This is a genomic window from Brevibacillus sp. HB2.2, from assembly GCF_013284275.1.
GTDB classification, from domain to species: Bacteria; Bacillota; Bacilli; order Brevibacillales; family Brevibacillaceae; genus Brevibacillus; species Brevibacillus brevis_D.
This window is the reverse complement of record NZ_JABSUV010000013.1, coordinates 95466-120262: the sequence shown is the minus strand read 5'-3', so window position 1 is coordinate 120262 and position 24797 is coordinate 95466. Positions and strand designations below refer to the sequence as shown.

The 24797-nt window shown below is 47.5% G+C and carries 24 protein-coding genes; 19 read left to right on the top strand and 5 right to left on the bottom strand.

Annotated elements, in window-relative coordinates:
* Positions 1 to 6 precede the first annotated feature (6 nt).
* From HP401_RS11970 to HP401_RS11955, 4 genes are all read left to right on the top strand, one after another.
* Entirely contained in the window at positions 7 to 1620 is a 1614-nt protein-coding gene (locus HP401_RS11970) for a glycoside hydrolase family 3 protein (RefSeq protein ID WP_173605149.1), read from the top strand.
* Between the two features lie 38 nt (positions 1621 to 1658).
* Positions 1659 to 2573 carry an N-acetylmuramic acid 6-phosphate etherase gene (gene murQ / locus HP401_RS11965; RefSeq protein ID WP_173605148.1) on the top strand — a complete coding sequence of 305 codons (915 nt, stop codon included), beginning with the start codon at positions 1659 to 1661 and terminating at the stop codon, positions 2571 to 2573.
* A gap of 174 nt (positions 2574 to 2747) precedes the next feature.
* Positions 2748 to 3683, top strand: a complete 936-nt coding sequence (locus tag HP401_RS11960) for a cation diffusion facilitator family transporter (protein WP_087343181.1) — start codon at positions 2748 to 2750, stop codon at positions 3681 to 3683.
* 120 nt (positions 3684 to 3803) lie between these two features.
* The gene (locus HP401_RS11955; RefSeq protein ID WP_173605147.1) at positions 3804 to 4421 is read left to right on the top strand and encodes a DUF3267 domain-containing protein; all 618 of its coding nucleotides are present in this window, start codon (positions 3804 to 3806) and stop codon (positions 4419 to 4421) included.
* Here the strand turns inward: HP401_RS11955 and HP401_RS11950 are convergent.
* Entirely contained in the window at positions 4418 to 4759 is a 342-nt protein-coding gene (locus HP401_RS11950; protein WP_173605146.1) for a DoxX family protein, read from the bottom strand. The two genes, HP401_RS11955 and HP401_RS11950, sit on opposite strands and share 4 nt — an antisense overlap.
* Before the next feature lie 109 nt (positions 4760 to 4868).
* On the opposite strand from HP401_RS11950, the gene HP401_RS11945 reads away from it, so the two are divergent.
* The gene (locus HP401_RS11945; RefSeq protein WP_173605145.1) at positions 4869 to 5615 is read left to right on the top strand and encodes a Crp/Fnr family transcriptional regulator; all 747 of its coding nucleotides are present in this window, start codon (positions 4869 to 4871) and stop codon (positions 5613 to 5615) included.
* Here the strand turns inward: HP401_RS11945 and HP401_RS11940 are convergent.
* On the bottom strand, positions 5567 to 6058 hold the full coding sequence (locus tag HP401_RS11940) for a DUF2569 domain-containing protein (RefSeq protein WP_173605144.1): 492 nt from the start codon (positions 6056 to 6058) through the stop codon (positions 5567 to 5569). The genes HP401_RS11945 and HP401_RS11940 overlap by 49 nt on opposite strands.
* 151 nt (positions 6059 to 6209) lie before the next feature.
* Here HP401_RS11940 and cuyA point away from each other — a divergent pair, with 151 nt between their 5' ends.
* The gene (gene cuyA / locus HP401_RS11935; RefSeq protein WP_173605143.1) at positions 6210 to 7208 is read left to right on the top strand and encodes a D-cysteate sulfo-lyase; all 999 of its coding nucleotides are present in this window, start codon (positions 6210 to 6212) and stop codon (positions 7206 to 7208) included.
* Positions 7209 to 7269: 61 nt separating this feature from the next.
* Here cuyA and HP401_RS11930 read toward each other — a convergent pair whose 3' ends face one another.
* Positions 7270 to 7794 (bottom strand): DinB family protein, encoded by a 525-nt coding sequence (locus tag HP401_RS11930; RefSeq protein WP_173605142.1) that lies wholly within the window; start codon positions 7792 to 7794, stop codon positions 7270 to 7272.
* Positions 7795 to 7954: 160 nt separating this feature from the next.
* Here HP401_RS11930 and HP401_RS11925 point away from each other — a divergent pair, with 160 nt between their 5' ends.
* The 8 genes from HP401_RS11925 to HP401_RS11890 all read left to right on the top strand — a co-directional run bounded on the left by HP401_RS11925 (position 7955) and on the right by HP401_RS11890 (position 17091).
* Positions 7955 to 9253, top strand: a complete 1299-nt coding sequence (locus HP401_RS11925) for a hypothetical protein (protein WP_173605141.1) — start codon at positions 7955 to 7957, stop codon at positions 9251 to 9253.
* Between the two features lie 231 nt (positions 9254 to 9484).
* Positions 9485 to 10714 (top strand): MFS transporter, encoded by a 1230-nt coding sequence (locus HP401_RS11920; protein WP_173605140.1) that lies wholly within the window; start codon positions 9485 to 9487, stop codon positions 10712 to 10714.
* 25 nt (positions 10715 to 10739) lie between these two features.
* Complete coding sequence (locus HP401_RS11915) at positions 10740 to 12161, top strand: M20 family metallopeptidase (protein WP_173605139.1); 1422 nt, start codon at positions 10740 to 10742, stop codon at positions 12159 to 12161.
* 19 nt (positions 12162 to 12180) lie between these two features.
* Positions 12181 to 13164: a glutaminase gene (locus HP401_RS11910; RefSeq protein ID WP_375140433.1), complete on the top strand. Its 984-nt coding sequence runs from the start codon at positions 12181 to 12183 to the stop codon at positions 13162 to 13164.
* Between the two features lie 131 nt (positions 13165 to 13295).
* A complete protein-coding gene (locus HP401_RS11905) occupies positions 13296 to 14261 on the top strand; it encodes a carbohydrate kinase family protein (RefSeq protein ID WP_173605137.1) in 966 nt (321 codons plus the stop codon).
* A gap of 12 nt (positions 14262 to 14273) precedes the next feature.
* Positions 14274 to 15167, top strand: a complete 894-nt coding sequence (locus tag HP401_RS11900; RefSeq protein ID WP_173605136.1) for an AEC family transporter — start codon at positions 14274 to 14276, stop codon at positions 15165 to 15167.
* A gap of 29 nt (positions 15168 to 15196) precedes the next feature.
* Positions 15197 to 15973, top strand: a complete 777-nt coding sequence (locus HP401_RS11895) for a GNAT family N-acetyltransferase (protein WP_173605135.1) — start codon at positions 15197 to 15199, stop codon at positions 15971 to 15973.
* 185 nt (positions 15974 to 16158) lie between these two features.
* A complete protein-coding gene (locus HP401_RS11890; RefSeq protein ID WP_173605134.1) occupies positions 16159 to 17091 on the top strand; it encodes an aldo/keto reductase in 933 nt (310 codons plus the stop codon).
* 141 nt (positions 17092 to 17232) lie between these two features.
* Here HP401_RS11890 and HP401_RS11885 read toward each other — a convergent pair whose 3' ends face one another.
* Both HP401_RS11885 and HP401_RS11880 read right to left on the bottom strand, forming a co-directional pair.
* Positions 17233 to 17670: an N-acetyltransferase gene (locus HP401_RS11885; RefSeq protein ID WP_173605133.1), complete on the bottom strand. Its 438-nt coding sequence runs from the start codon at positions 17668 to 17670 to the stop codon at positions 17233 to 17235.
* A gap of 499 nt (positions 17671 to 18169) precedes the next feature.
* Positions 18170 to 18622: a VOC family protein gene (locus HP401_RS11880; protein ID WP_173605132.1), complete on the bottom strand. Its 453-nt coding sequence runs from the start codon at positions 18620 to 18622 to the stop codon at positions 18170 to 18172.
* A gap of 199 nt (positions 18623 to 18821) precedes the next feature.
* Here HP401_RS11880 and HP401_RS11875 point away from each other — a divergent pair, with 199 nt between their 5' ends.
* From HP401_RS11875 to HP401_RS11855, 5 genes are all read left to right on the top strand, one after another.
* On the top strand, positions 18822 to 19097 hold the full coding sequence (locus HP401_RS11875) for a DUF2277 domain-containing protein (protein ID WP_015892925.1): 276 nt from the start codon (positions 18822 to 18824) through the stop codon (positions 19095 to 19097).
* A 183-nt stretch (positions 19098 to 19280) separates the two neighbouring features.
* Positions 19281 to 19610, top strand: a complete 330-nt coding sequence (locus HP401_RS11870) for a cupin domain-containing protein (RefSeq protein ID WP_064201449.1) — start codon at positions 19281 to 19283, stop codon at positions 19608 to 19610.
* A 199-nt stretch (positions 19611 to 19809) separates the two neighbouring features.
* Positions 19810 to 20502 (top strand): FHA domain-containing protein, encoded by a 693-nt coding sequence (locus HP401_RS11865; RefSeq protein WP_087343143.1) that lies wholly within the window; start codon positions 19810 to 19812, stop codon positions 20500 to 20502.
* A gap of 169 nt (positions 20503 to 20671) precedes the next feature.
* The gene (locus tag HP401_RS11860) at positions 20672 to 22723 is read left to right on the top strand and encodes a penicillin-binding transpeptidase domain-containing protein (protein ID WP_173605131.1); all 2052 of its coding nucleotides are present in this window, start codon (positions 20672 to 20674) and stop codon (positions 22721 to 22723) included.
* Between the two features lie 11 nt (positions 22724 to 22734).
* Positions 22735 to 24744, top strand: a complete 2010-nt coding sequence (locus HP401_RS11855) for a peptidoglycan D,D-transpeptidase FtsI family protein (RefSeq protein ID WP_173605130.1) — start codon at positions 22735 to 22737, stop codon at positions 24742 to 24744.
* Positions 24745 to 24797: the final 53 nt, after the last annotated feature.

Genomic DNA, 24797 nt, shown 5'->3' with positions numbered 1-24797 from the left:
GATTCCATGCAAGCCGAACATATGACGGTGGAACAGAAGGTTGGGCAACTGCTGATGATCGGTTACCCTACGCTGGATATTCCCAAAGAAATGGAAGTGTGGATCAAACAAAAACAGATTGGCAGCGTGATTCTTTTTAGCCGCAACATCGGGACACCGGAGGAGACTTATCAACGCGTACAGAAGCTCCAGAGCTGGGCGTATGAGTCTTGGCATCCCTATCCGCTGTTGGTCGGGACTGATCAGGAAAATGGCGTGGTTTCCCGTCTGCAAAAAGGGGCGACGCGCTTCCCTGGAGCGATGGCTTTGGGGGCCACAGGCAATCTCGATCAAGCCAAGCGCATCTACGAGGCAACAGGTGAGGAGCTACGTGCAGCAGGGATTTCAGTCAATTTCGCCCCGACAGTCGATGTGAACAACAATCCGGACAATCCTGTCATTGGGGTGCGGTCTTTTGGAGAAGCACCAGAGCAGGTAGCGCGGTTTGGGGAGGCCGCCATTCAAGGCTTGCTTGCGAGTGGTGTCATTCCCGCTATCAAGCACTTCCCTGGTCATGGTGATACGAGCATCGATTCTCATGAAGCCGTTCCTGTGCTTGGGCATGATCGGACGCGATTGGATCAGGTCGAGTTGGTTCCATTCCAGCGCTGCATTGCGGCAGGAGTCCCCATGGTGATGGTTGGACATATCAGTTTGCCCAGTATGGATGAGTCGGGCGTTCCTGCTACGTATTCCAAGGAGATCGTAACGGGAATATTGCGTGAGTCACTCGGCTTTGATGGGGTCGCGATTACGGATTGCATGGAGATGGCTGCCATTGCGGGTACCATCGGGGTTGCAGAAGCGGCGGTGCGTTGTGTGCAGGCTGGGATCGATCTGGTGCTGGTTTCCCACACGCATGAAGTTCAGGAAAAGACGTACGATCGACTTGTTGCAGCCATTCATTCGGGGGAGCTGTCGGAGGAGCGGGTCAACGAAGCTGTAAATCGCGTTCTTCAATTAAAGAAACGATTTCTTTCCTGGGAACAGTGCTTGCGAGCAAAAGGCCCTTCCTTTGACCGTGTCCAGCATGCAGACATGGCGAAAAGTGCACTCGCCCAAGCCATAACCTTGGTAAAAAATCAACATCAGCTACTTCCTTTACAGAGAAGCACGCAACCACTCGGTGTCATTTTTCCGGGGCTTGCCAACCTTACTTTGGCAGAGGATGGGCAAGCAGCTTCTGGCGATCTGGTCGAACCATTGAGAAAATACCGTGAAGTTGAATACTATATGATGTCGACGCTCAACCCGACAGAGGATGAAGTGGAGATGGCGGCGCATGTGATGTCAGCCCCGGAGCAAATCGTCGTTTTTACGTACAATGCCCATATCTTTAAAGGCCAATCGCTGCTGGTGAATCGGCTCATTCAACAGGGGAAAAAGGTCGTGGCTGTCGCCCTGCGAAACCCGTATGATCTCTTGGTAATGCCAGAGGTGGATGCGTATCTCGCCGTTTACGACCATACGTACCAAGCCATAGAGCTTGTGGCAGACATTTTGTTCGGCGAACAAAAGGCCGCTGGACATCTTCCGGTCAGCCTGTTTCCATCGGAGAAAAAGCAGCATGGGGTGGGGTAGAAAGAGAAGATGAGTGTAGATGGGTGGGAGGTAACTGGATGAAGTTTCACCTGCGTGATTTAACGACAGAAACAAGGAATCGGAATACGGAAGAGCTGGATAAATTCTCTACGATGGAAATTGTCCAGATTATGAATGAAGAGGATAAAACAGTTGCGTTTGCCGTTGAAAAGGAGCTGGCTTCGATTGCAGCGGCCGTTGATTTGATCGCAGAATGTCTGGAAAACGGCGGAAGACTCTTTTATTTTGGAGCGGGAACGAGTGGGAGATTGGGCTTGCTCGATGCTGCTGAATGCCCCCCGACCTTTGGGACGGACCCCTCATTGGTGCAGGGAGTCATAGCTGGCGGAGAAAAAGCGATCGTCAAGGCAGTCGAAGGAGCCGAAGACGTGGAGCAGAATGGCAGGGAAGATGTAATTGCCTATGGCGTTAAGGCAGGGGATGCCGTGGTGGGAATTGCAGCGAGTGGCCGGACACCCTATGTCATCGGAGCATTGGCGGAAGCAAGAAGGCAGCAGGCAAAAATCATCTCGGTGTCCTGCAACCAGGTGGCGCAGATCAGCCAAGGTGTGGATGTGGCGATTAATGTGGTAGTAGGACCAGAGGTAGTGACCGGATCGACTCGCTTAAAAGCAGCGACGGCCCAGAAGATGGTTCTCAATATGATTACGACCGGATGCATGGTACGGTTGGGGAAAGTGTACAAAAATTTGATGGTCAATGTGCAGGTAACCAATGAGAAACTGAAGGAACGGGCAAAACAAATCGTCGCAGAAGCAACCAACGTCTCCACTGATGAGGCTGACGTGTTATTGCACAAGGCAGATGGTGACGCAAAACTGGCAATCGTCATGCAAAAAACAGGGCTGCAAGCAGAGGACGCAAGCCGCTTGCTCACCCAGTACAAGGGCAATATCCGACGAGTTTTGGAAGGGAATCACAATCAGGAATGATCAGCCTAATCCTTTTGGATGAGGCTTTTTTTGTCTTGGTACCACATGACTGGTAATGAAAATCACTTGTATGATCCATAAAATGTTCATTTGAATATTAGCGGAAAAGAGGATATGATTACATTCATTCTTATATTGTAATTTTTATAAATGAAATGGACAGAGGTGATAGGTATGAAAAAGGGTGATTTTCACCATCTTGATCATGTGAAAGAACAGCAAACATCGAAGAAAACACTGTGGATTACGCTCCTATTGACGTTGTTTTTTACGATCGTGGAGGTTGTGGGGGGCTTGATGTCCAATTCACTCGCGCTCCTGTCTGACTCCGCCCATATGATTTCTGACGTCGTTGCATTAGGGTTGAGTATGACCGCTATTTATATGGCGACACGTAAGCCGACGAAGAAGTACACGTTCGGATTTCTCCGTTTTGAAATTATTGCTTCGTTCTTGAATGGCTTGGCTCTTGCCGTAATTTCGATTGGGATCGTGATTGAAGGGATCAAGCGGATGATCAATCCGCAAGACGTTGATTTGCAGTTGATGCTGACCATTGCATCCATCGGTTTGGTTGTAAACATCGTGTTGACCATCGTACTTTCCCGCAGTATGAAGGAAGAAGACAACCTCAATGTAAAAAGCGCGTTATGGCACTTTATTGGGGATTTGCTCAGCTCTGTCGGTGTGATTACGTCGGCGATTCTCATTTACACCACCGGCTACTACTTGTTTGACCCGTTGATTAGCTTGGTGATTGGGGGCATTATTTTTACAGGTGGTGCCAAAATCATTCGCGAGTCGCTGCTCGTGTTGATGGAATCTGTTCCAGAGCAATTTGATCTCGATCAAATCCGTCAGGACCTTAGTGAAGTAGAGGGTGTGGAGGATGTTCATGAGCTGCATCTGTGGGCGGTATCCACGGAACATTACTCCCTGACAGCGCATGTGTTCGTTCGTGAAGGCATCCAGCCGTATTGTGTCATTTTGGCCATTAATCACATTTTGCAAACGAAGTACGGAATTGACCATTCGACGATTCAAATCGAGCACCCGACGATTCTGGATCACGGGGAATATGGCAAACAGTTTTTGCTTAACCAAGTATAAATGATTATGAAAAAAGGCTAGTCTCCAGGCAAGCTCAGGAGATAGCTTTTTTTATTTATCTCCCCATTAAAGAAACTGATTACATAGGGTGAACGTCTTACTAGAAAGGGGAGGTTTTTTATGAGAATCACAACCAAATTGCCACAGTATCATGAAAATGTACATGTTGAGTTGTTGAGAAATGAATGGGTTCCACTAAAAGAACCACAGAGCTTGGGTATGGCAACGCTTTTATCGATTCCTTTCATGCTAATCAATGCCCTCATCGCCTTTGGGATCATCCATATTTTTTCGCCAATAACCTTGCAGGACTTGGGGCTGACATCTAACTCGCTATCCATATCCATTGACTTCAGCGTGATATTCTCTCTACTCGCTTTGGTCATTATTCATGAATGCTTGCATTTGATTTTTATCCCGAATTTCTTGAGATCAGAAAAAACATGGATGGGGCTAACGTTGTTTGGCGGGTTTGTAGCAACAGAAGAAAAGATTCCAAAAGCAAGATACATCCTGATTACCGTCGCTCCATTCATTCTCATTTCGGTTATGTTGCCTTTTCTTCTAGGTTTTTTGGGGCTGTTCACTACTGTATTAAAATTTATGATTTTGATAAACGCAATCGCCTCATCGGTCGATATGCTGAATCTTTTCCTGGTGATGAAGCAAGTTCCGAAACAGGCAAGCTTGATCAGTAACGGACAAAAGACGTACTGGAAAGCGCTCGGAAACGATTAAAGCCAAAGGAGAAGCAACGAACAAATAAACATAAATACCGCATTTATCGCCATGACGGGTTTATGCTTTGCCCGAAAAAGATGGGCATGGATAGCACCGAGCATGAGGATGGCGAACAGGATACAAGCGAATGTTAAGACTCCAGGAATCCAAAAGGAGCTAATTACGCCGATAACTCCGACCAGCTCAAGTGAGGCAATCACGTCCATAAACCAAAGGGGGTACCCATATTCCTTCCAGTGCTGAAGCATAGAGTTTGTGCGTAAAAATTTCATTAACACAGAGATGGAAAACATCAAAGCCAAAATCAGTGAAAGAATCATGATGAATGTGTTCAACGATTTACACTCCTTTGTTCATTCGAAATCCATTGCTTAACGAGGAGTATAATGGGAGTGATCCATAGAATATGTAGTCCAGCCTACAGTGAGCAGGAGGAAGTACAGGGTGATCGAAAAGGAGAAATTTTTATCCCGCATCAATTTGTTTCAGTCGTTAAGTGAAGCAGAGCTAGCCCAATTGGAACCGGCGACTCCTATGGAAGTGGTCAAAAAAGGAACGATAATTTCCTCCCCTCATCTGGAGCTAAAAAGGCTGTTTTTGATCAAGGCTGGGAAGGTTCGCCTATACAAGCTTTCGGCTGACGGCAAAGAGCTAACGATTGATTTGCTCGGCACGGGCCATGTGTTTGGCGAGATCGGCACGTTTACGATTAGTTCAACCAATATGTACGCCGAAGCGTGGGAAGATTCGGTGATTTGTTCGATTGATAAAGCACAATTTGAAGAGCTCATGCTAGAGAAGCCGAGGCTTGCCTTGCATTTTATCGAGATTGTCTCGAATCGCTTGCAAGAGGTAGAAGAAATGATGGAGCTCATGGCGTATGGAAGTGTGCGACAGCGTCTCGTATATTTGCTCGGCAGGCTGTGCGAGAAATACGGAGGAGAGCGCCAGGCTGACGCACCAGAATGGATCGAGCTGGCAGTGAACCTGACGCATCAGGAGCTGGCGACAATGATGGGGTGTATTCGTGAAACCGTAACAGAGACGATCCATGAGCTAACTGTAGAAGGCATCGTGAAGAAGGCGGGACTGCGTAAGCCGTTATGGGTGCATCGGGACCGATTGAGGGAAGCGCTGGACTCTCATTCATTCACAAATGTATTCTTTACTCGTAGGGACAAGCGGAAATAGGGAATCCAGATCATTGCGGTAATGCCAGTCTGGAGCAATCTTAGTCCCGATTGCTTGACAAGCTGACTTGTGTCTCCGAAAAGACTATCAAAGCTCGCCCAAGCCAACAAATCGATCATGTTCAAGATGAGATAAAAAAGAATCAGGCCAACAAATAAATGGGGAGCACGTTTCTTTTTCTGGAAATAAAAAACGAGAAGGGTCAGTGAAAATGCGAGCAAGCCTATCTCTAACAAAATGTTGCCATAGTAATACAAAGTGAACAACAGACTCTGCTCCATAAACGGTTGGAGTCCTTCCATTGCTTCAGCATGATCTTGAAAAATGCCGATAATGGATGCAAGCACGGAAAATGGGCTGAGAACGACCATAATGGTCGGCCAGATTAACCAGCCGCCCAATCCGTTTGGCTTCTTTACAGTTTCTTCTACTTGGACATTCATTCGTGTTTTCTTACCTCTCTGTTCGTAATGTTGTGTGTACCAAATAATGGTATAGAATGAAAGGCGGAAGGTCAATTGTGAAAACTACGATTTTTGCAAAGGAAGTTGGCAGGGCTAATTCCAAGATACGATAGAAGAAGGGAAGAAAAGCATGAACAAAATCCGTTGCGATCGCAGAAAATACACGCAGGGTCATACACCAATCGAAAGGCTGGAGCGATTATCCAAAGAGTTAGGCGGACCGAGTATTTCTATCAAGCGAGACGACATGCTTGGCTTGACAGCAGGTGGAAACAAGACGCGAAAGCTGGAGTATTTGGTGGCGGAGGCAATCGAGCAAGGGGCAGATACGTTGATTACATGCGGAGCTGTCCAATCCAATCACTGCCGGTTGACACTTGCGGCGGCAGTTCGCGAAGGTCTGCACTGCCAGCTCGTGCTGTCCGCGCCTGAGACGGGGGACTACCAACCGCAAGCGAGTGGCAATCATCTGTTGTTTCACTTGCTCGGAGCAGAAAAAATCGAGGTCATTCCCGCAGAGGCAGATTTGCTTGCAGCTATGGAAGAGCTCGCTGAAAGTCTGCGAAAACAAGGCAGAAAACCATATCTGATCCCTGTAGGGGGCTCCAACGAAGTCGGGTCCTTGGGGTACATGGCGTGTGCGGAAGAAATCGAGCAGCAGGCTTGGGAAACGATGACTCCGTACGATTATGTCGTGACGGCAACGGGAAGCGGCGGTACCCAAGCAGGCTTACTTGCAGGATTTATGGCGCGTCAGTCTAACACAAAAGTAATCGGGATCAATGTCAGCCGCGATCGGGCTGCACAAGAAGCCAAGGTGATGGGGTTACTGCACAGTACAGCTGCACTGATCGGTTTGAAAGGGGACATAGGAGCAGAAGCTGTGCTTTGCGACGACAGGTTTGTCGGGCCAGGCTATGCAATTCCGACGGATGGCATGATCGAGGCCGTTCAGCTGGTTGCTCGGACAGAGGGAGTTTTGCTGGATCCTGTCTATACCGGAAAGGCGATGGCAGGGTTGATTGGCTTGATCCGCGAAGGGCATTTTAACAAGAGTGATCATGTATTGTTCCTGCATACGGGTGGTTCCCCTGCACTCTATACGGTTCCACAGTTGTTTTTGCCGTAAAAAGACAGGCAGGGGTAGCGATGACGTACACTTCGGTTCAGAGCTACCCTTGCCTGTTCAATTATTTGTTCAGAATACCTAAATATTCGCTCCATGGCCCTACATCAGCCGTGTACCTTTTTGCCATGACCCGTACGATTTGCGCCGTATGCGTTAAATCGTGAACGACCCACGTAGAGAGCAACTCCCGTACTTTTACGACGCCAAAAGCAGGATGGAGTCCGGTTAATTCCAGATGCTTCTCCGGTTCCACGAGCGCTCGCAGCTTGGCTATGTTTTGGGCTCGAAGCGTTTTGAAGTCCAGCAGCTTTTGTTCGAACGGTCTCACCGAGTTGTCCTGTAAGTGAGCGTACCGATCAAAGGGAGGAAACGGTTTACTCTCTCCCTCTTGCAGAATGATTTCCAGACGTGGGATCCAATTCGTCTTCTCAGCTTCAATAAGGTGTTCGATCACGTCGGTGGCATGCCAGGTGTCGTCGCCTTCGTTGTGCAGCAACCACCCATCCGATAAACCCGATAACAAGGATTCCAACGCTTGTGGCGTACGCGCTAGAACCTCAATCGCTTCATCCAGATTAAAATTCATGCTACGACTCCTTTCAGTAGGGAATCCGGAGTTATTCGCTTTTCACCAACGTCATCCCTTCCCAATTGTTTGGAGAAGGGTGGATTTGTTTGTGTGAATCTGTATAGAATGGTCGTAAGCAAAGGCTCGTCTAAATAGAAACGCAGAGGTTGATAGATGGATGTTTAAAATCGGCGTGGTTGGTCCCAAGCAATCGGTAGAAAGGATTCTTGCGGTTGCAAAGGAATTCGAGGAAGGAATGAATTTTGTTCCGTATCCGTATACAGAGACAAAAGAGACAGAAAAAATCGTCTTGGAAAATGACCAGTACGTGGATCATTGGCTTTTTTCCGGACCGATTCCGTACTTGATTGCCAAGCAAGCATTAGATGACGACAAGCGGATGGAACATATTTACCCGACGGAGTCTAGCATCTATAAAGGCTTTTTGGAAATGGTCTACACCCATCGGAAATTAATCGATCGCGTCAGTATCGATATGCTTTTATCCACAAAATTCATGGAAGATTCTCTCCACAGTATCAACATCTCTGTGAGCGATATGTATATGAAGACGTTCGAAGCTACGATCAATCCGCAGGAGCTGCTCGATTTTCATCTTGCGCTATGGAATGAGAAAAAGACAGACGCTGCCATGACCTGTTATCCGACCGTCTATCAAGCGCTCGTAGAAGCTGGTATCCCAGCTTATTGGATCTCGCCCAGCCATATGGAGATCCAGCAAACGGTACGCGTGTTTGTGGAGAAAGTGCGGACATCGTATTTCAAGGATACACAAATCGGGATCGAGATGATTGAGGTCGAGCAATTTGACAGAATCAAGGAAAGTGCAAAGACCCCGTATCATTTGCAATATTTGGAGCTGCGTATTAAGCAAGCCTTGATCAAGCTGTGCGAGCAGGTGGATGGATCACTTCTGGAGCAGGGGAATGGCCGATACGTTATCTACAGTACGCGCGGAACAATTCACAGAGAGATTCCTACCTTGCAAAACACAGTGGAGTTTTTGGCGAAGGAAGCAGATACGACGGTCGCTGTCGGAATCGGTTTTGGAGAGACGGCTTTTGCAGCAGAGATGAATGCCCACCGTGCATTGCGCCAATCGAAGGAAAAAGCAGCGCGTGATATTGTCATGATTCAGGATGACGGAACGATTGTAGAGTGGGTCGGTCAGGAAGAGGAGCTCGTCTACTCGTATCGTGCTGACGATGATGAGGTTTTGGAAAAGCTGAAAAAGGGGAACATCAGCGTCAAAAGCTATAAAAAGCTCGATGCCTTGCTGCAAAAAATGGGTTGGACCGATTTCACGACAAAGGACCTAGCAAAATATTTACAAATGAGCGAGCGAAATGCACAGCGAATCGTCGCGGATTTGTGCGCCGTTGAGCTGGCGGAAAGCTCAGGGGAGGAATCACAATCAACGCGAGGAAGACCCGTCAAACGATACCGACTTTTGTAAGCACCTGTTACGGGTGCTTTTTTCATTGCCAAGAACGGAATGGTAAAAAAAACGTTGCCAATAGTCTCAACATTTCGTAGAGTGTATATTACGACATGTCGTAATATATGCGGTAAATAAAAGAGCTGGACCATATTTGCGCGAATCGTCAGTTATCGAACGAGATGAATACGCTTTCGCCAAAATGAAAGACTAGCTTAGTCATGCATCTAGAAGGAGGTATCCACACACATGGTATCAGCACGCACGAGAAACTGGATTTTAGCGTTACTCTTTTTAGGCTGGGCATTAGGGAACCTGGATCGATACGTCATGAACTATGCCATTTTGTCGATCACAGAAGACTTGCAGTTGAGTGCTTCATCTACGGGATTATTGCTCAGTAGTTTTTTTGCGGGTTATGCACTCATGCAAATGCCTGGAGGTTGGCTGGCAGACCGATTTGGTGCCAGAAAAGTACTCATCGCTTCTGTTGTCATGTGGTCTATTTTTACGGGGCTAACCGGAGCGGCTTGGTCTATGGCTTCGATGATTCTCATCCGCTTTCTCTTCGGGATTGGCGAAGGTGGTTTCCAACCAGCCAGCTCGAAGATTATCGCTACTATCTTTCCTGTCAAGGAACGCTCGCGAGCGATGTCCGTGATGCTCTCCTCTAGTGCCATTGTTGGACTTTTCTCTCCGATTTTATCCGTTTGGATGATTCAAACCATGGGCTGGCGAACTATGTTCCTCGCCATTGGAGCTATTGGCGCCATCATTGCTTTCCTGTTTTGGCGCTATATTAAACTTCCACAAGCAGAATCCGCAACGAATACAACTGGCTCCGATCAACCAAAAACCTCAGTGGCTATGCTGTTTAAAACACCACTGCTTTGGAGTCTGTTAATCGCTTACTTTAGCATATATGCAGTAAACTGGGGCCTCGTAACCTGGATGCCAACTTACTTGAGCAAGGTACGTGGACTGGATATGATTTCACTCGGCTGGCTGCAAACGATCCCAGGCTTCGCTACTTTGGTGGGTATTTATGTGAGTGGCTATGTACTGGACAAGCTGCCTAAAGGTCGCGAAAAAATTATTGGTAGTTTCTCCTGTGTGGTAGTGGCGGTCCTCTTGTACTCCATGTTTACTGCATCGAGCGTGACGATGTTTATTACGTATCAAGCAATTGTGTCGCTGTTCCTTTCCTTTGTGATCATTCTGTTGCCATCTGTTGTCCTGAAAAATCTTCCGGCTGCCGTAGCGGGAACAGGGATGGGCATCGTGAATACAGGAGGACAGCTAGCTGGGTTTATCACGCCGATGGCGATTGGTTTTATCGTAGAAGCGTTTAACGGTTCATTTGATGCAGCGTTCTGGATGCTGATCGGCTTCGCCGTCATCTGCATTGGCGCACTATTATCGTTGAACTATGAAAAAGGCGAGCTGTTGAAGCAAAACGCCGACAGTGCATCCGCCTGAACATCGAGAGAAAGGAGCGTATGAAATGAACAGAACCGAGATCATTTCAGCGTTAATTGAACATAAAAGAGAAGCGTATATTCGCGTTAGCGATAAAATTTGGGAAACACCAGAGATTTACTTCGAGGAGCATCGTTCTGCCGAGTACTTGTGTCAAGCGCTGGCAGCAGAGGGCTTTGAAGTGGAGAAAGGAATCGCTGGACTGAATACTGGCTTTGTTGCCAGCTTCGGTAGCGGCAAGCCCGTCGTAGCCATTCTGGGCGAGTATGATGCGCTCGCAGGCTTGAGCCAGAAAAAAGGCGCCATTAATCATGATCCGATTGTCACTGACGGTCATGGACATGGTTGCGGACATAATCTCCTAGGGGCTGGAGCGTTGGCAGCAGCGGTTGGTATTAAGGATTACATGGAGCAAACCGGCTTACAGGGTACAGTTCGCTACTATGGGTGCCCAGCAGAAGAAGCGGGTTCTGGAAAAGCGTATTTGGCGAGAGCCGGCGTATTTACTGACGTAGATTTTGCGCTCTCCTGGCACCCTGCGACAACGCCAAGCATCATGAACATTAGCTCGCTTGCGAATTACTCCGTTCGTTTTCAGTTTCACGGAAAAAGCGCGCATGCAGCCGCCGCTCCGCATTTGGGACGCAGTGCCTTGGATGCCGTGGAACTGATGAACGTAGGCGTGAACTACATGCGAGAGCATATGATTCCGGAAGCACGGGTTCACTACGCGATTACAAATACAGGTGGAATTTCGCCAAACGTCGTCCAGCCGTTTGCGGAGGTCGTCTACTTGATTCGCGCTCCAAAAAAGCAGCAAGTGAAGGAACTGTATGAAAGAGTCTACGACATCGCACGGGGAGCTGCCTTGATGACGGGAACCACTATGGAAGCGGTGTTTGAGGGGACAGCTTCTGATCTCGTGCCGAATACGGTATTAGCAAAGCTCATGCACAAACATCTGGTTGAAGTCGGCGTACCTACGTACGATGAAGCAGACCAACAATATGCCAAGCAAATTCAGGCAACGTTAACAGCTGAGGATATGAGAGCTTCGTTGTTCGGGTTAGATCGGGAAACGGCGAAGCAACTGAAGGACAAAGCAATTGCGGATGTGATCGGGCCACTGTCAACGTACGAGTTTACGCTTGCCGGGTCTACGGATGTAGGAGATGTTAGTTGGCAGGTTCCGACGATGCAGTGCATGACGACGTGCTGGGCACTGGGAACGCCTTTCCATACGTGGCAGGTCGTCTCGCAAGGGGCCATGCCAATCGCACACAAAGGGATGCTGCAAGCAGGTAAAGTTATCGCTGCTACAGCGATCGAGGCGATGGAAAACCCGGCGCTGATCGAACAGGCAAAAGCCGAATTGCAGGAACGTTTGGAAGGGGAAGAATATTTCTCGCTCATTCCCGACGATGTTCAACCGCCTCAAAAAGCGTAAATCGATGGTGAAAAGGAAGTTGGTTAGTCAAGTGGCGCAGCAAACAAGAACAAGCGAAACAGACTGCTTGGAACAATGGATCGAGCAATATCGTGGGGAGTCCAGCAAAGGAAAATGTGCTGCTTATATCCCTGCTTTGAAAGAGGCTGACCCAACACAGCTAGGGATCTGTGTGATGGGGCCAGATGGACAAATCAGCAGGGCAGGCAACTACGATGCTCCTTTCACCCTGCAAAGCATATCCAAAGTCATTAGCTTTCTCGCAGCATGCACGCACCACGGGATTGCGAATGTATTGGAGCAGGTGGATGTAGAGCCCACGGGAGACGCATTTGATTCGATGGTTCGGCTGGAAATGCACAAGCCGGGCAGGCCGTTTAATCCGATGATCAATGCTGGAGCCATTACGGTTTCTTCCTTGTTGCAGGGGAACGGAGTCCAGGAGAAATTTCGTTCCTTCCAAAACATGGTCGAGCGCATGACAGGACGCAAGCATCCGATCAACGAGGAAGTGTATCACTCCGAGTGGCAAACGGCCAACCGCAATCGTTCCCTCGCCTACTATCTTGCAGCTACTGGCTTTTTGGGTTGTCCGGTAGAGGATGCTTTGGATGTGTACATTCGGCAATGCTCTCTAGAGGTAACGGCGGAGGACATTGCAAAAATCGGCTTGATCCTGGCCTATGATGGCTATGATCCGATAGGCAAGGAACAGCTTTTCGGCAAAGAACTGGCTCGTGTAACCAAAGCACTGATGGTTACATGCGGCATGTACAATGCTTCCGGCAATTTTGCCGCTTTTGTGGGGGTACCAGCGAAAAGTGGCGTGTCAGGAGGCATTATGGCTGCCATACCACCGCGTGGGCGTTCCGTGGAGCTGCCTTTTGCTGGCGGCTGCGGAATTGGTGTGTATGGCCCTGCAATTGACCCGTACGGAAACAGCGTAGCAGGGGTAGCACTGCTCAAGCATATGGCAAGTGAGTGGGATTTGACGATCTATTAAAAAGAAATGGCTAGAGATCACAGATCATGTCTGGATCTTTAGCCATTTCTTTTTACAGTCGCTGGCTTTCATTGGCAAAAAAAAGAACCTGTGACATACTGGAGCTATCACGGTCATCGGAGGAAATCAACATGGTAGATGTGGTTGCATGTGGGGAGCTATTGATTGATTTTACACCTGTACAGCAGAAGGAAAAGCCGGGCAGCATTGCATTTGAGCAAAACCCCGGAGGGGCGCCTGCCAATGTACTTGCCGCTCTGTCACGCTTTGGGAAACGGACTTCCTTTATCGGTGCGGTAGGAAACGATGTGTTTGGGCGTTTTTTGCAACAGACCTTAATCCGACTGAATATTGGCACAGAAGGGCTCGTACTCACGGAGGAAGCGCCTACGACGTTGGCTTTTGTCCATCTCGATGAGACAGGCGATCGTTCTTTTCACTTTTACCGCAATCCGGGTGCAGACATATTGCTGCGGGAGCAAGACGTGAACGAGTCGCTGATTGCTCAGGCAGCGATTTTTCATTTCGGTACGCTGTCCTTGACGCATGAGCCAGCCCGATCAGCAACCTGGAAAGCAGTCGAGTACGCCAAACAGCATCAGCGGCTCCTTTCATTTGACCCGAATATTCGAGCGTCCTTATGGGAGGATCTGGAGGAAGCGAAGGCGTTGGCCCTCAAAGGAATGGCGCAGGCAGATATCGTCAAGCTGTCTGAGGAAGAGCTGGCTTTTCTCGTGGGGAGCGAGGATGTCGTGGAGGCGACAGCGTGGATGCTTGGGCAATATGATCTGCAAGCTGTTTTTGTCACGTTGGGGGAAAAGGGGTGTTTTTACCGCACACGAAATCATTTCGGCACAGTCGGTGGCTTTCAAGTAACCGCGATCGATACGACTGGCGCGGGAGACGCGTTTGTGGGCGCGCTGCTCTATCAGCTTCTTGAGGTGGGGGAAAGTATGCTGGATATCCTACAAGCCACGTTAGAGGACATGGTGCGCTTTGCGAATGCCGCAGGTGCACTCACGACAACGAGATCAGGTGCCATTCCCGCCATGCCTACGCTGTCCGAGGTAAAAAGCTTCATGGAAGCAACACGGTAGGAGGGAAGAATCATGATTTTTGTGGAAGTCATCCTGCCCGTCCTACTCATTTTTCTAAGCGGCTATATTTTGCAACGCATTTTCAAAATGGATTTGAAACCGATCTCTTCCTTAGCGATTTACATCTTGTCGACGGCACTCGTCTTTCGTACGTTTTACAAAACAGAGCTCGACTTGCAATTATTTTATATCGTGGTGATTTCGCTGCTTTTGCTGGCTGCTCTCGTTGTGATCACGCAGCTGACGGCACGCATGTTCAAATACGACAAGCAACAGGAAAGCGCACTGATGCTCGCGACCGCATTCATGAACAGCGGCAATTACGGAACGCCGATTATCTTGTTTGCCTTCGGGGAGGCCGGCTTTACGTATGCGGTGCAAATCATGGTTTTCCACTCGATCATGATGGGCGTATTCGGCGTGTATTTTGCCTCTCGAGGCGGGAATGGCATGGGGACGGCCATCAAGTCGATCTTCAAGCAGCCGTCCAATTACGCTGTGGTTCTCGCGATTTTGCTACAACAGCTGCAAATCGTCATCCCACAAAGCTACTACCAGGCGATTGATCTCGTTGCACAGGCGGCGATTCCAGTTGTGATGCTCATCTTGGGCATGCAGCTCGCCAATGTTTCTACCAAAGCGCTAGAGTGGCAGGGACTCAGTGCTGCGAGCGTCATTCGGCTAGTGGCGTCACCACTTTTGGCTTACCTCATTTGTCTGTTATTCCCGATTGATCCGCTTCTGCAAAAGGTGTTGGTCGTTCTGGCAGCCATGCCTTCAGCCGCCACTACAGCGATCTATGCGATCCAATTCAACATGCGACCGCAATTCGTCTCCAGCAGCGTGTTGGTTACAACGGTGATCAGTATAGGAACATTAACGTTTTTGCTAAACATTTTGCACTAGTCCTGATGTAGACAAGGGAGGATGAAAACATGAACAAGACAGAAGTATTGCGGCTTTTTGACAAAGAGATGAGGGTGGAAATCACCTATCCGCCCCTCCGCCGGGAGGAGACAGAACACCTCGTTCGTCACGTCTCACCCACCCCGGATGATTCCGGAGTCGTCTTGTTTTCCAGGTTGTCTGAAGAAAATGCAGAGGAAGTTATCAAGCAGGAACTCGAATATTTCTCGAGTCTTCAGCAATCCTTTGAGTGGAAGCTGTTTGACTATGACCAACCGGCTAATTTGCTTGAAAGGCTGAAAGGTCATGGTTTTACAGTTGATGAGGAGGAAGCGACGCTTGTGTTGGAGGTGGCGCAGGCAGAGGAGTTACGAAGCCTTGTCATTCCGCCAGAGATACGGCAAATCACCGACGCGGCGGGCATTGATGATATCATGCACTTGAAGGAGCAGGTATGGGGCAGTGCTAATGAGGAGCTTGCTGCGAGATTAAAACGGGATTTGGCCGAAAATCCTGAGCACCTGCTCGTTTACGCTGCGTACAGTGGCGATCAGGCAGTGAGTGCTGCTTGGATGTACTTGCATGAGGATACGTCCTTTGGCAGTCTGTGGGGAGGCTCTACTTTGCCCGACTTCCGAAACAAAGGCTATTATACGGCCCTCGTAGCAGTCCGGGTACAAGCAGCAGAGAAACGCGGGTATCCGCTGTTGATGGTGGATGCGAGTCCGATGAGTCGACCGATTTTGGAGAAAAAAGGCTTTGAATTTCTCGCCTATTCTTATCCTTGTTTTTATGAGTATAAATAGAATCGTGGTAAAGGAAGCTGCCCGTTGTTGTGAGGGGCAGCTTTTGTAGTTGCAGAGATACGTATATGCAAAAAAACATTTTGCACTTGAAGCTTACGTAACGTAATGAATTATGATGTAGATACCGGTAAAAGCCTCGAGCGAAAACGTACGCTAAGCTTAAAAGTGGGAGGGAGTTGAAGAGAATGACGAAACAAACACGAATTGGTAAAACAGATTTAGTTGTCAATCCAATCGGACTTGGAACAAGCGCTGTAGGTGGCCACAATATTTATCCGAATTTAAATGAAGAAGTAGGAAAAGATTTGGTGCGGGCTGCGATCAACCATGGAGTAAATTTTTTAGATACAGCGTTTTTTTATGGGACAGGACGTTCAGAGGAGTTAATAGGTGAAGTGATAAAAGAAGCAGGAAAGCGTCATGAACTCATCCTTGCAACAAAAGGTGGCCTTACACTTGTCGGCAATGATGTTACCATGGATAATTCGCCTGCTTATTTAAAACAAGCCGTTGAAGATAGTTTGAAAAGGCTACAAACAGATTACATAGATTTATTTTATATTCATGCGCCAGATCAGGATACACCAAAAGATGAGGCGGTTGGAGTCTTAAAACAGCTAAAGGACGAAGGTAAAATTAGAGCAATTGGCGTTTCTAACTTCTCACTGGAACAATTGAAAGAAGCAAATAAGGATGGGTATGTCGATGTATTGCAGGGAAACTACAATTTGCTGCAGCGTGAAGCAGAACAAGAATTCTTTCCATATGCGACAGAGAATAGCATCTCGTTTATTCCATACTTTCCACTAGCATCAGGCTTGCTTGCCGGTAAATACAAGAAGGATATGACATTCAATGATCTACGCAAAGATATGCCGCACTTCCAGGGCGACAAATTCAAAAAAAATCTAGAAAAGGTAGAGCAGCTCCGTAAAATGGCAAATAAAAAGAATGCCGAAGTTGCCCATATAGTCCTTGCTTGGTATTTCACACATGATTCAATTGATGTTGTCATTCCCGGAGCACAAAGAGCAGAGCAAATGCTGGATAATTTAAAAACAGTAGACGTCCACCTGACAGAAGAAGAAATCAACGAAATTGATCGTATTTTTAAATAGGTTCTCTATGGCGAACCTTCTTGTACTACCCTTTCGTATTAGGAGGTTAGCCAGTTTTTACTGGTTGACCTCCTTAGTTAAACAACTTTACCGTTACTTGTGATACGGTTCACCGTACTATTGGCCCCGTTACTTCAACGATCAATTTGGAAAGGTTGACTCAGAAAGTAAGTCTGGTTCAAGCTTCCAAATATTCATTCCCTTCTTCGTCTCAACAAACGACCATTTCGAGTCCATATAATAATTATTGAACGCAAGATTTGACGGGCATGCGGAGAATATCGGGTAACCAATTTGTGATAGTAGATATTTCATGAGATTCTTATGACGGTACTGTTCCTCTACGGCAAACTGATAAAGAGAGATTGTGCCGTTTTTCTTTAGGTAGATTCTTGCTGCTGCGATAATGATGTCTTCTCTATTCATAACAACAACAGATCGTCTTTTTACGGCCGCTCGAAGTCCTAATGGGCAAAGAAACTCCTCATTGTACACTGCCTTATTCTCGCGAGTGATATGTTTTGAAAAAAATGACTCAAGTTGTTTCATATCCTCAACCACGGCAAATCTTACGTTCAATTTGTAACCACTTCCCCGAATAGCTTACTTTCCAATCCATACGAAAACATCTCCATCAAGAATTTCCATTACAGCAACATGCTTGGATTTCCCAATCGTCTCCAAACGTATGGATGAGAGTTTGCGTAGCATACGTACCATTTCCAATGTAAGATAACATGTATTTTTCCCTCTTTCTAAAAATAATCGTTTTCATATTATAGACTTCGGCGAACCTCTTTTTCTGACAGTTCATATTTGATTTGTTGTTGAAATCTAAAAAAAGAGGTGATTTATACTGCTAACGCCTTCCATCCTACTAATTTGCCCGTTAGCGCAGATCGGCTGCCGATCTATACCGGCAGCCGCGCTTTAGATATTTATTAAACAATTGCCCCTGTTAGTTAAATCCCTTTCATTTGATTTTGCATTGATTTCCGTTAAAAAGTTCATGCATCCCTGAGTGTGAACGCGGTGTTTAGTAATGTATATTTCAGTTAAGTCTTCTTTTAAACGTCACTTATTTATTACCAAGCTGTTCCGCCAAACCGATTAGAAGTCCTTCAATTCCACGAATGTAGCAGAGCCGATACGAGTCTTGGTACTGAACCACTTCGCCGACGAGCTGAGCGCCATACTTAGTGAGTCTGGATACCATTTCGTCAATGTCTTCAACGGTGAACATGACGCGCAGATAACCGAGGGAATTTACAGGAGCAGTTCGGTGATCGGATATAGTAGGTGGGGTGAGAAATCTCGAAAGTTCAAGTCGGCTGTGGCCATCTGGGGTAACCATCATAGCAATCTCTACACATTGTGAACCCAGCCCGGTTACGCGACCAGCCCATTCACCTTCGACGGTAGCCCTCCCTTCGAGCTTCAAGCCAATCTCCTCGAAGAAAGAGATTGCGTCATCAAGGGATTCTACAACGATACCAACATTGTCCATTCTTAGTAATTTGTTATTTGCCATTAGTTTTATCTCCTTATGTGTACAAATTTATTACTCGATCATCTTCATATTTATTCTATCAGGGATTACCAATTACCCCCAAACGATTGACATTACGACGCCTCGTCAGTGAGATTTTTGAAGCACAATCAGCCCAACCTAGGATTCATTGCTTACGTATAGTAGAATGATACAAAAAAGGGAACAGAAGGTGTAAGCGATGTGCCGAAACATCAAAACCTTATTCAACTTCGACCCACCTGCGACAGAAGATGAGATTCAAGCAGCAGCCCTGCAATTCGTGAGAAAGCTCTCGGGCTTCAACACGCCTTCGAAGGCCAATGAAGAGGCTTTTCATCGTGCGGTCCAAGAGGTCTCCGTTGTTGCAAAAAATCTCCTGGATTCGCTCGTGACGAATGCAGACCCACGCAATCGAGAAGTCGAAATCGAGCGAGCTCGCGCAAGAAACGCCAAACGGTTTGGCACGACAGAGTAGTGAGACGATAAAGATGAACAGTCTAGTTAACGGGCAGGCCTTCAGGGTAACTGCCTACTTTTGTTTACTATATCAGAAATTTCAGTATCTTATCATCTCCTTATGAGATAATTTATCATTTCGTTACTATGTCTCTCTCCTGCAAATTATATTATCGTAGAGTGCAAAGGGGAGAGGATCATCATGGAAAAGGTGAACGTCGCACAACATTTATCACGCTTGCAAGATTCCTGGAGCTCTCTGGTTGTCGGAGAGATGAATGATACGTCTATTAAGCTAGAGAAGCTGCAAGGTGAGTATCCTTGGCAACAAAATGATCAAAAAGATGAACTGCTGTTTGTCGTCAAAGGCAGACTGCTGCTGATGTACCACGAGCGTAATATATGGGTGGAAGCCGGAGAGTTTATCGTTGTGCCAAAGGGAGTGTCCTACAAGCTGTTTATCCCGAATGGCGATTGTCATCTACTGGCGATTGAACCGAAAAAATTTGCTGCTCTCAAGCGCTGCTCCTAAGACGATCAACATAGAAAATCGAGCGCTATTCGTTTGTGGGTAGCGATGATATAGAGCTGTCAATCGACCGGTCACTTTCGTTGGCTGGACAATTGGCGGCTTTTTTGCTATTAATATATGTTCAGAAAAGTGTTGACTTATACGTAATTTGTACTGTAATAAATACAGATGATAGCTCCAACTCTTTTCGAGGTGATGAATGTTGGACGACGGCATATATGTATTGATTAAAAAGGGAGACCCAGAACAGCTTCAAAAGCGTCAGTTTCTACATAAGGAAGAGTGTACGATTGGGAGACGGGGCAATCAATTACAACCAGACATTGCTTTTTCCAGTCCGTATATATCCAGAAGGCATGCAGTGATAAGGAAAATCAATAATCAATATTCGATTTCTGATTTGCAAAGCAAGCATGGAACAGAAGTAAACGGAATGCCGATACAGCAAGCACCCCATTTTCTTTATCATGGTGATCATATTACGCTGGCCAAAGGCGTGGTCGAAATGATATTTTTCGCAGAGGGTAGCGAGATGGATGTGACGCGGGAGTTCTCATTCCCTTTGATGAATCCAAAAGAAACCACCTCCACTTCCGGCTTGGTCATCAATCTGGAACGCAGGGAAATCCGTCTCGATGGCGCAAGAATCCATTTGACCGGAAAAGATATGGACTTGCTCATGCTTTTGTACCAACGTGCGAATCAGGCGGTCAGCTATGAGGAAATCATGGTACTCGTATGGCCAGAGAGGTTGCTGAATACGGTAAGCAGCGTTCCCGATGTTGGACGAGCCGAGATCAACGCGCTCGTTTATCGCTTGCGTAAGCGGTTGGGTAGATATGGCGAGAATGTCACCACGATCCCGCGCTTTGGTTACATGTGGGAAGAATAGTAGGTGGTACGACAGACACAGGATGCATTTCCTGTGTTTTTTTGCATTTGATGTAACTATCTGACACTTATCATCGTACTATGAGAATAGTCTCATCCTGCCATCATCTTTTTTCCATATATTATGGTATGTGACTGTAATATCGTGTGGTAGGGAAGGTGAATGACTAGTGAAAAAGACATGGATAGTATTTTGGACGATTTTTGTCGTTGTTCTTTCAGGGTTTTTCTATCTTTTCTGGGACTTTTGGAAGGATACCACGCAGTCGGATGGTGAGAGGGCAAAGGCCGCATTCACAGCGTATACGACAAAATGGAAAGAACAGAAGTTCTCTGACATGTACGAGCAGCTTTCTTTACATACAAAAAAGACTATCAGTAAAGAAGAATTCGTTTCGCGTTACCAAAACATTTACGGAGGAGTCGAGGCCAAAGCGATTGTGGTCGAGCCGATGTACAATGGTGACGTCATGCCAGGTGAGGATGGACAGATCAACTTTCATTATCGGCTGACGATGGAAACCTTCGTCGAACCGATTTCTTTTACAGGGAAAGCAACACTTGTCAAAGAAACGCAGAACGACTTGGAGGACTGGTACATTCATTGGAACCCTACTTTTATTTTTCCCGAAATGAAAGAAGGGGACAAAGTAAGAGCCAATACGGTGTATCCCCGACGAGGCGAAATCACGGATCGGGCAGGGCGTCCATTGGCAACAGAGCGTGTCGTGATAGATATCGGGATAAATCCGGGAGAATGGAACCAGACGTCACAAACCGGGAAAATGGCGGTCAGCAAGCTCTTACAAATTCCGTTGGATGACCTCACCTCGAAGGTCCAAGCTACGACAAGCAAGTCTACCAAGTTTATCCGGATCGCTACGCTGCCGCAGAACGATGCACGCATCAAACAATTAGAAAAAACTGAAGGGCTCCAATTGCAAAAAAAGAAAGTCCGCTACTATCCCTATCAGGACGCGACGGCCCATCTGGTTGGCTATGTAGGAGCGATCAATCAGGAAGAGTACGAGAAGCGAATGGATCAGGGCTATAAAACGTCCGATGTGATTGGAAAATCAGGACTGGAACAGATTTTTGAGGAGAAGCTAAGAGGGAGTGCAGGTGGGCGTATCGTCATCACGGATGCAGATGGAACGGAAAAAAAGACCGTGGTGGAACGCCTCGCCAAGCATGGACAGCCACTGGCATTAACCATAGATGCAGAAGTACAACAGACCATTTACCAGGAGCTGAAAAACGAAGCAGGGACGGCTGCGGCCATCTCACCAAAGACAGGAGAAATACTGGCCCTCGTCAATTCTCCGTCCTTTGATCCGAATGCGTTTGTGCTTGGGATGTCGGCTACAGAATGGAAGCAACTGAACGCAAACCCGCAAAAGCCGCTTCTCAATCGATTCGCGCGCGGGTTTGCGCCGGGCTCCACCTTCAAGCCGATTACGGCAGCGATTGGCCTTGGGACAGGAGCCATTACCCCTGCGGATAGTATCCACGTCCGCGGACTGCATTGGCAAAAGGATGTGTCCTGGGGTGGATACGAGGTAACGCGAGTCAGCGATTATGGGGGACCAGTCAATTTGGAAAAAGCATTGGTGTACTCCGACAATATTTATTTTGCGAAAGCGGCGCTCTCCATTGGGGAGGAGCCATTCGTGAAAAAGAGCGAGTTGTTTGGATTCCATGAAGCACTTCCGATTCCATATCCACTAGAAAAGTCGAAGCTGTATAACGACGGTTTCAAAAACGAGATTCAATTGGCAGACTCCGGTTACGGTCAGGGCGAGGTAACGATGACGCCGCTTCACCTCGCGTTGGTGTACAGCGCTTTTGCAAATGACGGGAATATCGTGAATCCATCTCTGTTGCAGGGAGACAAAAAAGATGGGTATTGGAAGACGAATGTCATACCTGCCGATGTGGCGAGCACGGTGAAGCAGCATTTGATACAGGTTATGGAAGACCCGCGCGGTACCGGTCGAGGAGCACGCGTCCCTGGTATTCGCATGGCGGGTAAGACTGGAACTGCTGAGATGAAACAGAAAAAAGGCGAGCTTGGGTTGGAAAACGGATGGTACGCCGTTTTTAATGTAGATGATCCGCGTTTGCTGGTTACCATGATGATAGAGGATGTCCGTGGTAGGGGTGGCAGTCATGTACTCGATGCACGTATCAAACGGATCTTCACGAAGGTACTGAAAAATTAGGGAGAGCAAGTATGAAAGAAGCAAAAAACGATCGTGTGAAACGACTGCAAATCGTATATATCGTCGTATTTCTGATGTTTGTGGGTATCATTTTGAGATTGGCGCAAATTCAAATCCAGCAAGGGAGCATTTATGCAAATGAGCTGGCAGACAGATCGTACAAAAAAGATTACATTCCCGCTATGCGAGGAAACATTTATGACCGCAACGGATATGTCATTGCCGAAAGTCGGCCTTCTCATCTCGCCGTCTTTCGTGAACAAGAGATCATGGAGAAGAAAGCGTACTTTGACCTGGTGGAAAAGCTGGGGAAAATACTGAGTCTCGACAAGGCCACACTGTTAAAAAAGATGGATGTCGGCTATGCCTACGAGAATGGCAAGTACGTGGAAGCGGCACGACAATTGCCGCGCTATTTGGAGAAAGAGCTGAAGGTGGATTTGACGGCTAAAGAAATCGCGGTACTGGGTGAGCATCGTGGCGATCTGCCGGGGATTGAGGTAGTGACAAAACCGATCCGAAAATACGATCCGAAGCAAATCTCTGTACAGGCGGTTGGATATGTCCGGCCCTTTCATATTGCTGAAAATGTGAAGCTCGCCTCCTACAAGGATGAGAGTACGCGGTATTTGCCGAACCAGTTAGTCGGGCTCGATGGGATTGAGCTGTCTTACGAAAACGAGCTTCGCGGGAGCAACGGTTACCGGATGTATGAGGTCGCAGCAAATCAGACAGTTGTGAAGCAAGTGGAGGAAGTTCCATCCGTCCCGGGCAATCATGTGTATCTCACCATTGATCAGCGGGTACAGCTAGGTATCCGGGATTCGATCCGAGAGTTTCTTCCGAAGCTGCGTGCAACCATCCCTGAGGCGAGGGGGGCAAAGGGAGCATATGTCGTGGCAGTCGAGGTTAAGACAGGCAAGGTCGTCGCGATGGTCAGCTATCCTGAATACGATCCAAACGTATGGATTGAGGGACCGGATCAAAAAATGTATGACCAGATTAAGCTGGCGGTGACGAATGGAACCATTCGGGAAGCCCCATACAATACAGCGCCATTAAAGGGCGAGGCGGCCATCCAGGAGGGCTACAAGCACCCGGGTTCAATTGTGCCATCTGGGTCTGTCATCAAGCCGATCACGGTATTGCTCGGTTTGCAGGAAGGCATTATTACTCCCTCCGATCGTTGGAATGATGGAGGTGTGTATCACTATGGACGTGGTACGGATCGGATTAAAAACGACAGTTCCAAAGCGCATGGCATGATTACCCCAGCGATTTCCCTGCAAAAGTCATCGAATACATATATGGCGAGAATCGGAGAGGAGCTGTCCCGTCGAAAAGGAAAAGAGTCAGCGTCCGTCCTGCAATCGTACTATCATGCGTTCGGATTAGGCGTTCAGACGGGTGTAGATTTACCGAATGAAAACAAGGGGAAAGAAGATTATTTAGTGATGAATGAAAACTACGGTCCACTAGCATCGATGGTGCAGGCTTCCTTCGGACAGCAAGTTCGGGCGACGACGATGCAATTGGCACAGTATGCGGCTACACTTGCGAATAAAGGTGTACGTTTGCAGCCGCAGATGGTAGATAAGATCACAGACGCAAAAGGAAACCTGGTGAAAGCGTACACGTCAAAAACCATGAGCACCTTTCCTCACCCAGATAAGTATTGGGATGTCTTGGAGCAAGGCATGGTGATGGTGACGAAACCGGGGGGAACAGCAGTCCGCGCGTATGCGGGAATGCCGTTTCAGGTAGCAGCAAAAACAGGTACATCTGAACAAGACATTTATGTACCAGTGACGGTGACAGACGAGAAAACAGGACAGAAAAAGACAAAGTGGAAAATGCACGCCCGCATTACGAATGGTGTCAGCATTTCGTATGGGCCTGTCGACGATCCGGTCCTGGCAGTAGCCGTAATCGTTCCTGAGGGTGGTTATGGGGGAAGATCGGCCGCGATCATTTCACGTTCCGTGTACGAAGTGTATGACAAGCATATCGGATTGAAATAGTAAGCTGTTCGAAGTGATTCTGCCGAGGATCTACTTCGGACAGCTTCGTTTAG

Excerpts from the sequence above, each read along its gene's own strand:
- HP401_RS11895 (WP_173605135.1), top strand. The coding sequence starts at position 15,197 with ATGAACAAGACAGAAGTATTGCGGCTTTTTGACAAAGAGATGAGGGTG.
- cuyA (WP_173605143.1), top strand. The coding sequence starts at position 6,210 with ATGAACAAAATCCGTTGCGATCGCAGAAAATACACGCAGGGTCATACA.
- HP401_RS11855 (WP_173605130.1), top strand. The coding sequence starts at position 22,735 with ATGAAAGAAGCAAAAAACGATCGTGTGAAACGACTGCAAATCGTATAT.
- HP401_RS11890 (WP_173605134.1), top strand. The coding sequence starts at position 16,159 with ATGACGAAACAAACACGAATTGGTAAAACAGATTTAGTTGTCAATCCA.
- HP401_RS11865 (WP_087343143.1), top strand. The coding sequence starts at position 19,810 with ATGTTGGACGACGGCATATATGTATTGATTAAAAAGGGAGACCCAGAA.
- HP401_RS11920 (WP_173605140.1), top strand. The coding sequence starts at position 9,485 with ATGGTATCAGCACGCACGAGAAACTGGATTTTAGCGTTACTCTTTTTA.
- HP401_RS11900 (WP_173605136.1), top strand. The coding sequence starts at position 14,274 with ATGATTTTTGTGGAAGTCATCCTGCCCGTCCTACTCATTTTTCTAAGC.
- murQ (WP_173605148.1), top strand. The coding sequence starts at position 1,659 with ATGAAGTTTCACCTGCGTGATTTAACGACAGAAACAAGGAATCGGAAT.
- HP401_RS11955 (WP_173605147.1), top strand. The coding sequence starts at position 3,804 with ATGAGAATCACAACCAAATTGCCACAGTATCATGAAAATGTACATGTT.
- HP401_RS11970 (WP_173605149.1), top strand. The coding sequence starts at position 7 with ATGCAAGCCGAACATATGACGGTGGAACAGAAGGTTGGGCAACTGCTG.
- HP401_RS11930 (WP_173605142.1), bottom strand. The coding sequence starts at position 7,794 with ATGAATTTTAATCTGGATGAAGCGATTGAGGTTCTAGCGCGTACGCCA.
- HP401_RS11940 (WP_173605144.1), bottom strand. The coding sequence starts at position 6,058 with ATGAATGTCCAAGTAGAAGAAACTGTAAAGAAGCCAAACGGATTGGGC.
- HP401_RS11915 (WP_173605139.1), top strand. The coding sequence starts at position 10,740 with ATGAACAGAACCGAGATCATTTCAGCGTTAATTGAACATAAAAGAGAA.
- HP401_RS11925 (WP_173605141.1), top strand. The coding sequence starts at position 7,955 with ATGTTTAAAATCGGCGTGGTTGGTCCCAAGCAATCGGTAGAAAGGATT.
- HP401_RS11905 (WP_173605137.1), top strand. The coding sequence starts at position 13,296 with ATGGTAGATGTGGTTGCATGTGGGGAGCTATTGATTGATTTTACACCT.
- HP401_RS11875 (WP_015892925.1), top strand. The coding sequence starts at position 18,822 with ATGTGCCGAAACATCAAAACCTTATTCAACTTCGACCCACCTGCGACA.
- HP401_RS11870 (WP_064201449.1), top strand. The coding sequence starts at position 19,281 with ATGGAAAAGGTGAACGTCGCACAACATTTATCACGCTTGCAAGATTCC.
- HP401_RS11960 (WP_087343181.1), top strand. The coding sequence starts at position 2,748 with ATGAAAAAGGGTGATTTTCACCATCTTGATCATGTGAAAGAACAGCAA.
- HP401_RS11880 (WP_173605132.1), bottom strand. The coding sequence starts at position 18,622 with ATGGCAAATAACAAATTACTAAGAATGGACAATGTTGGTATCGTTGTA.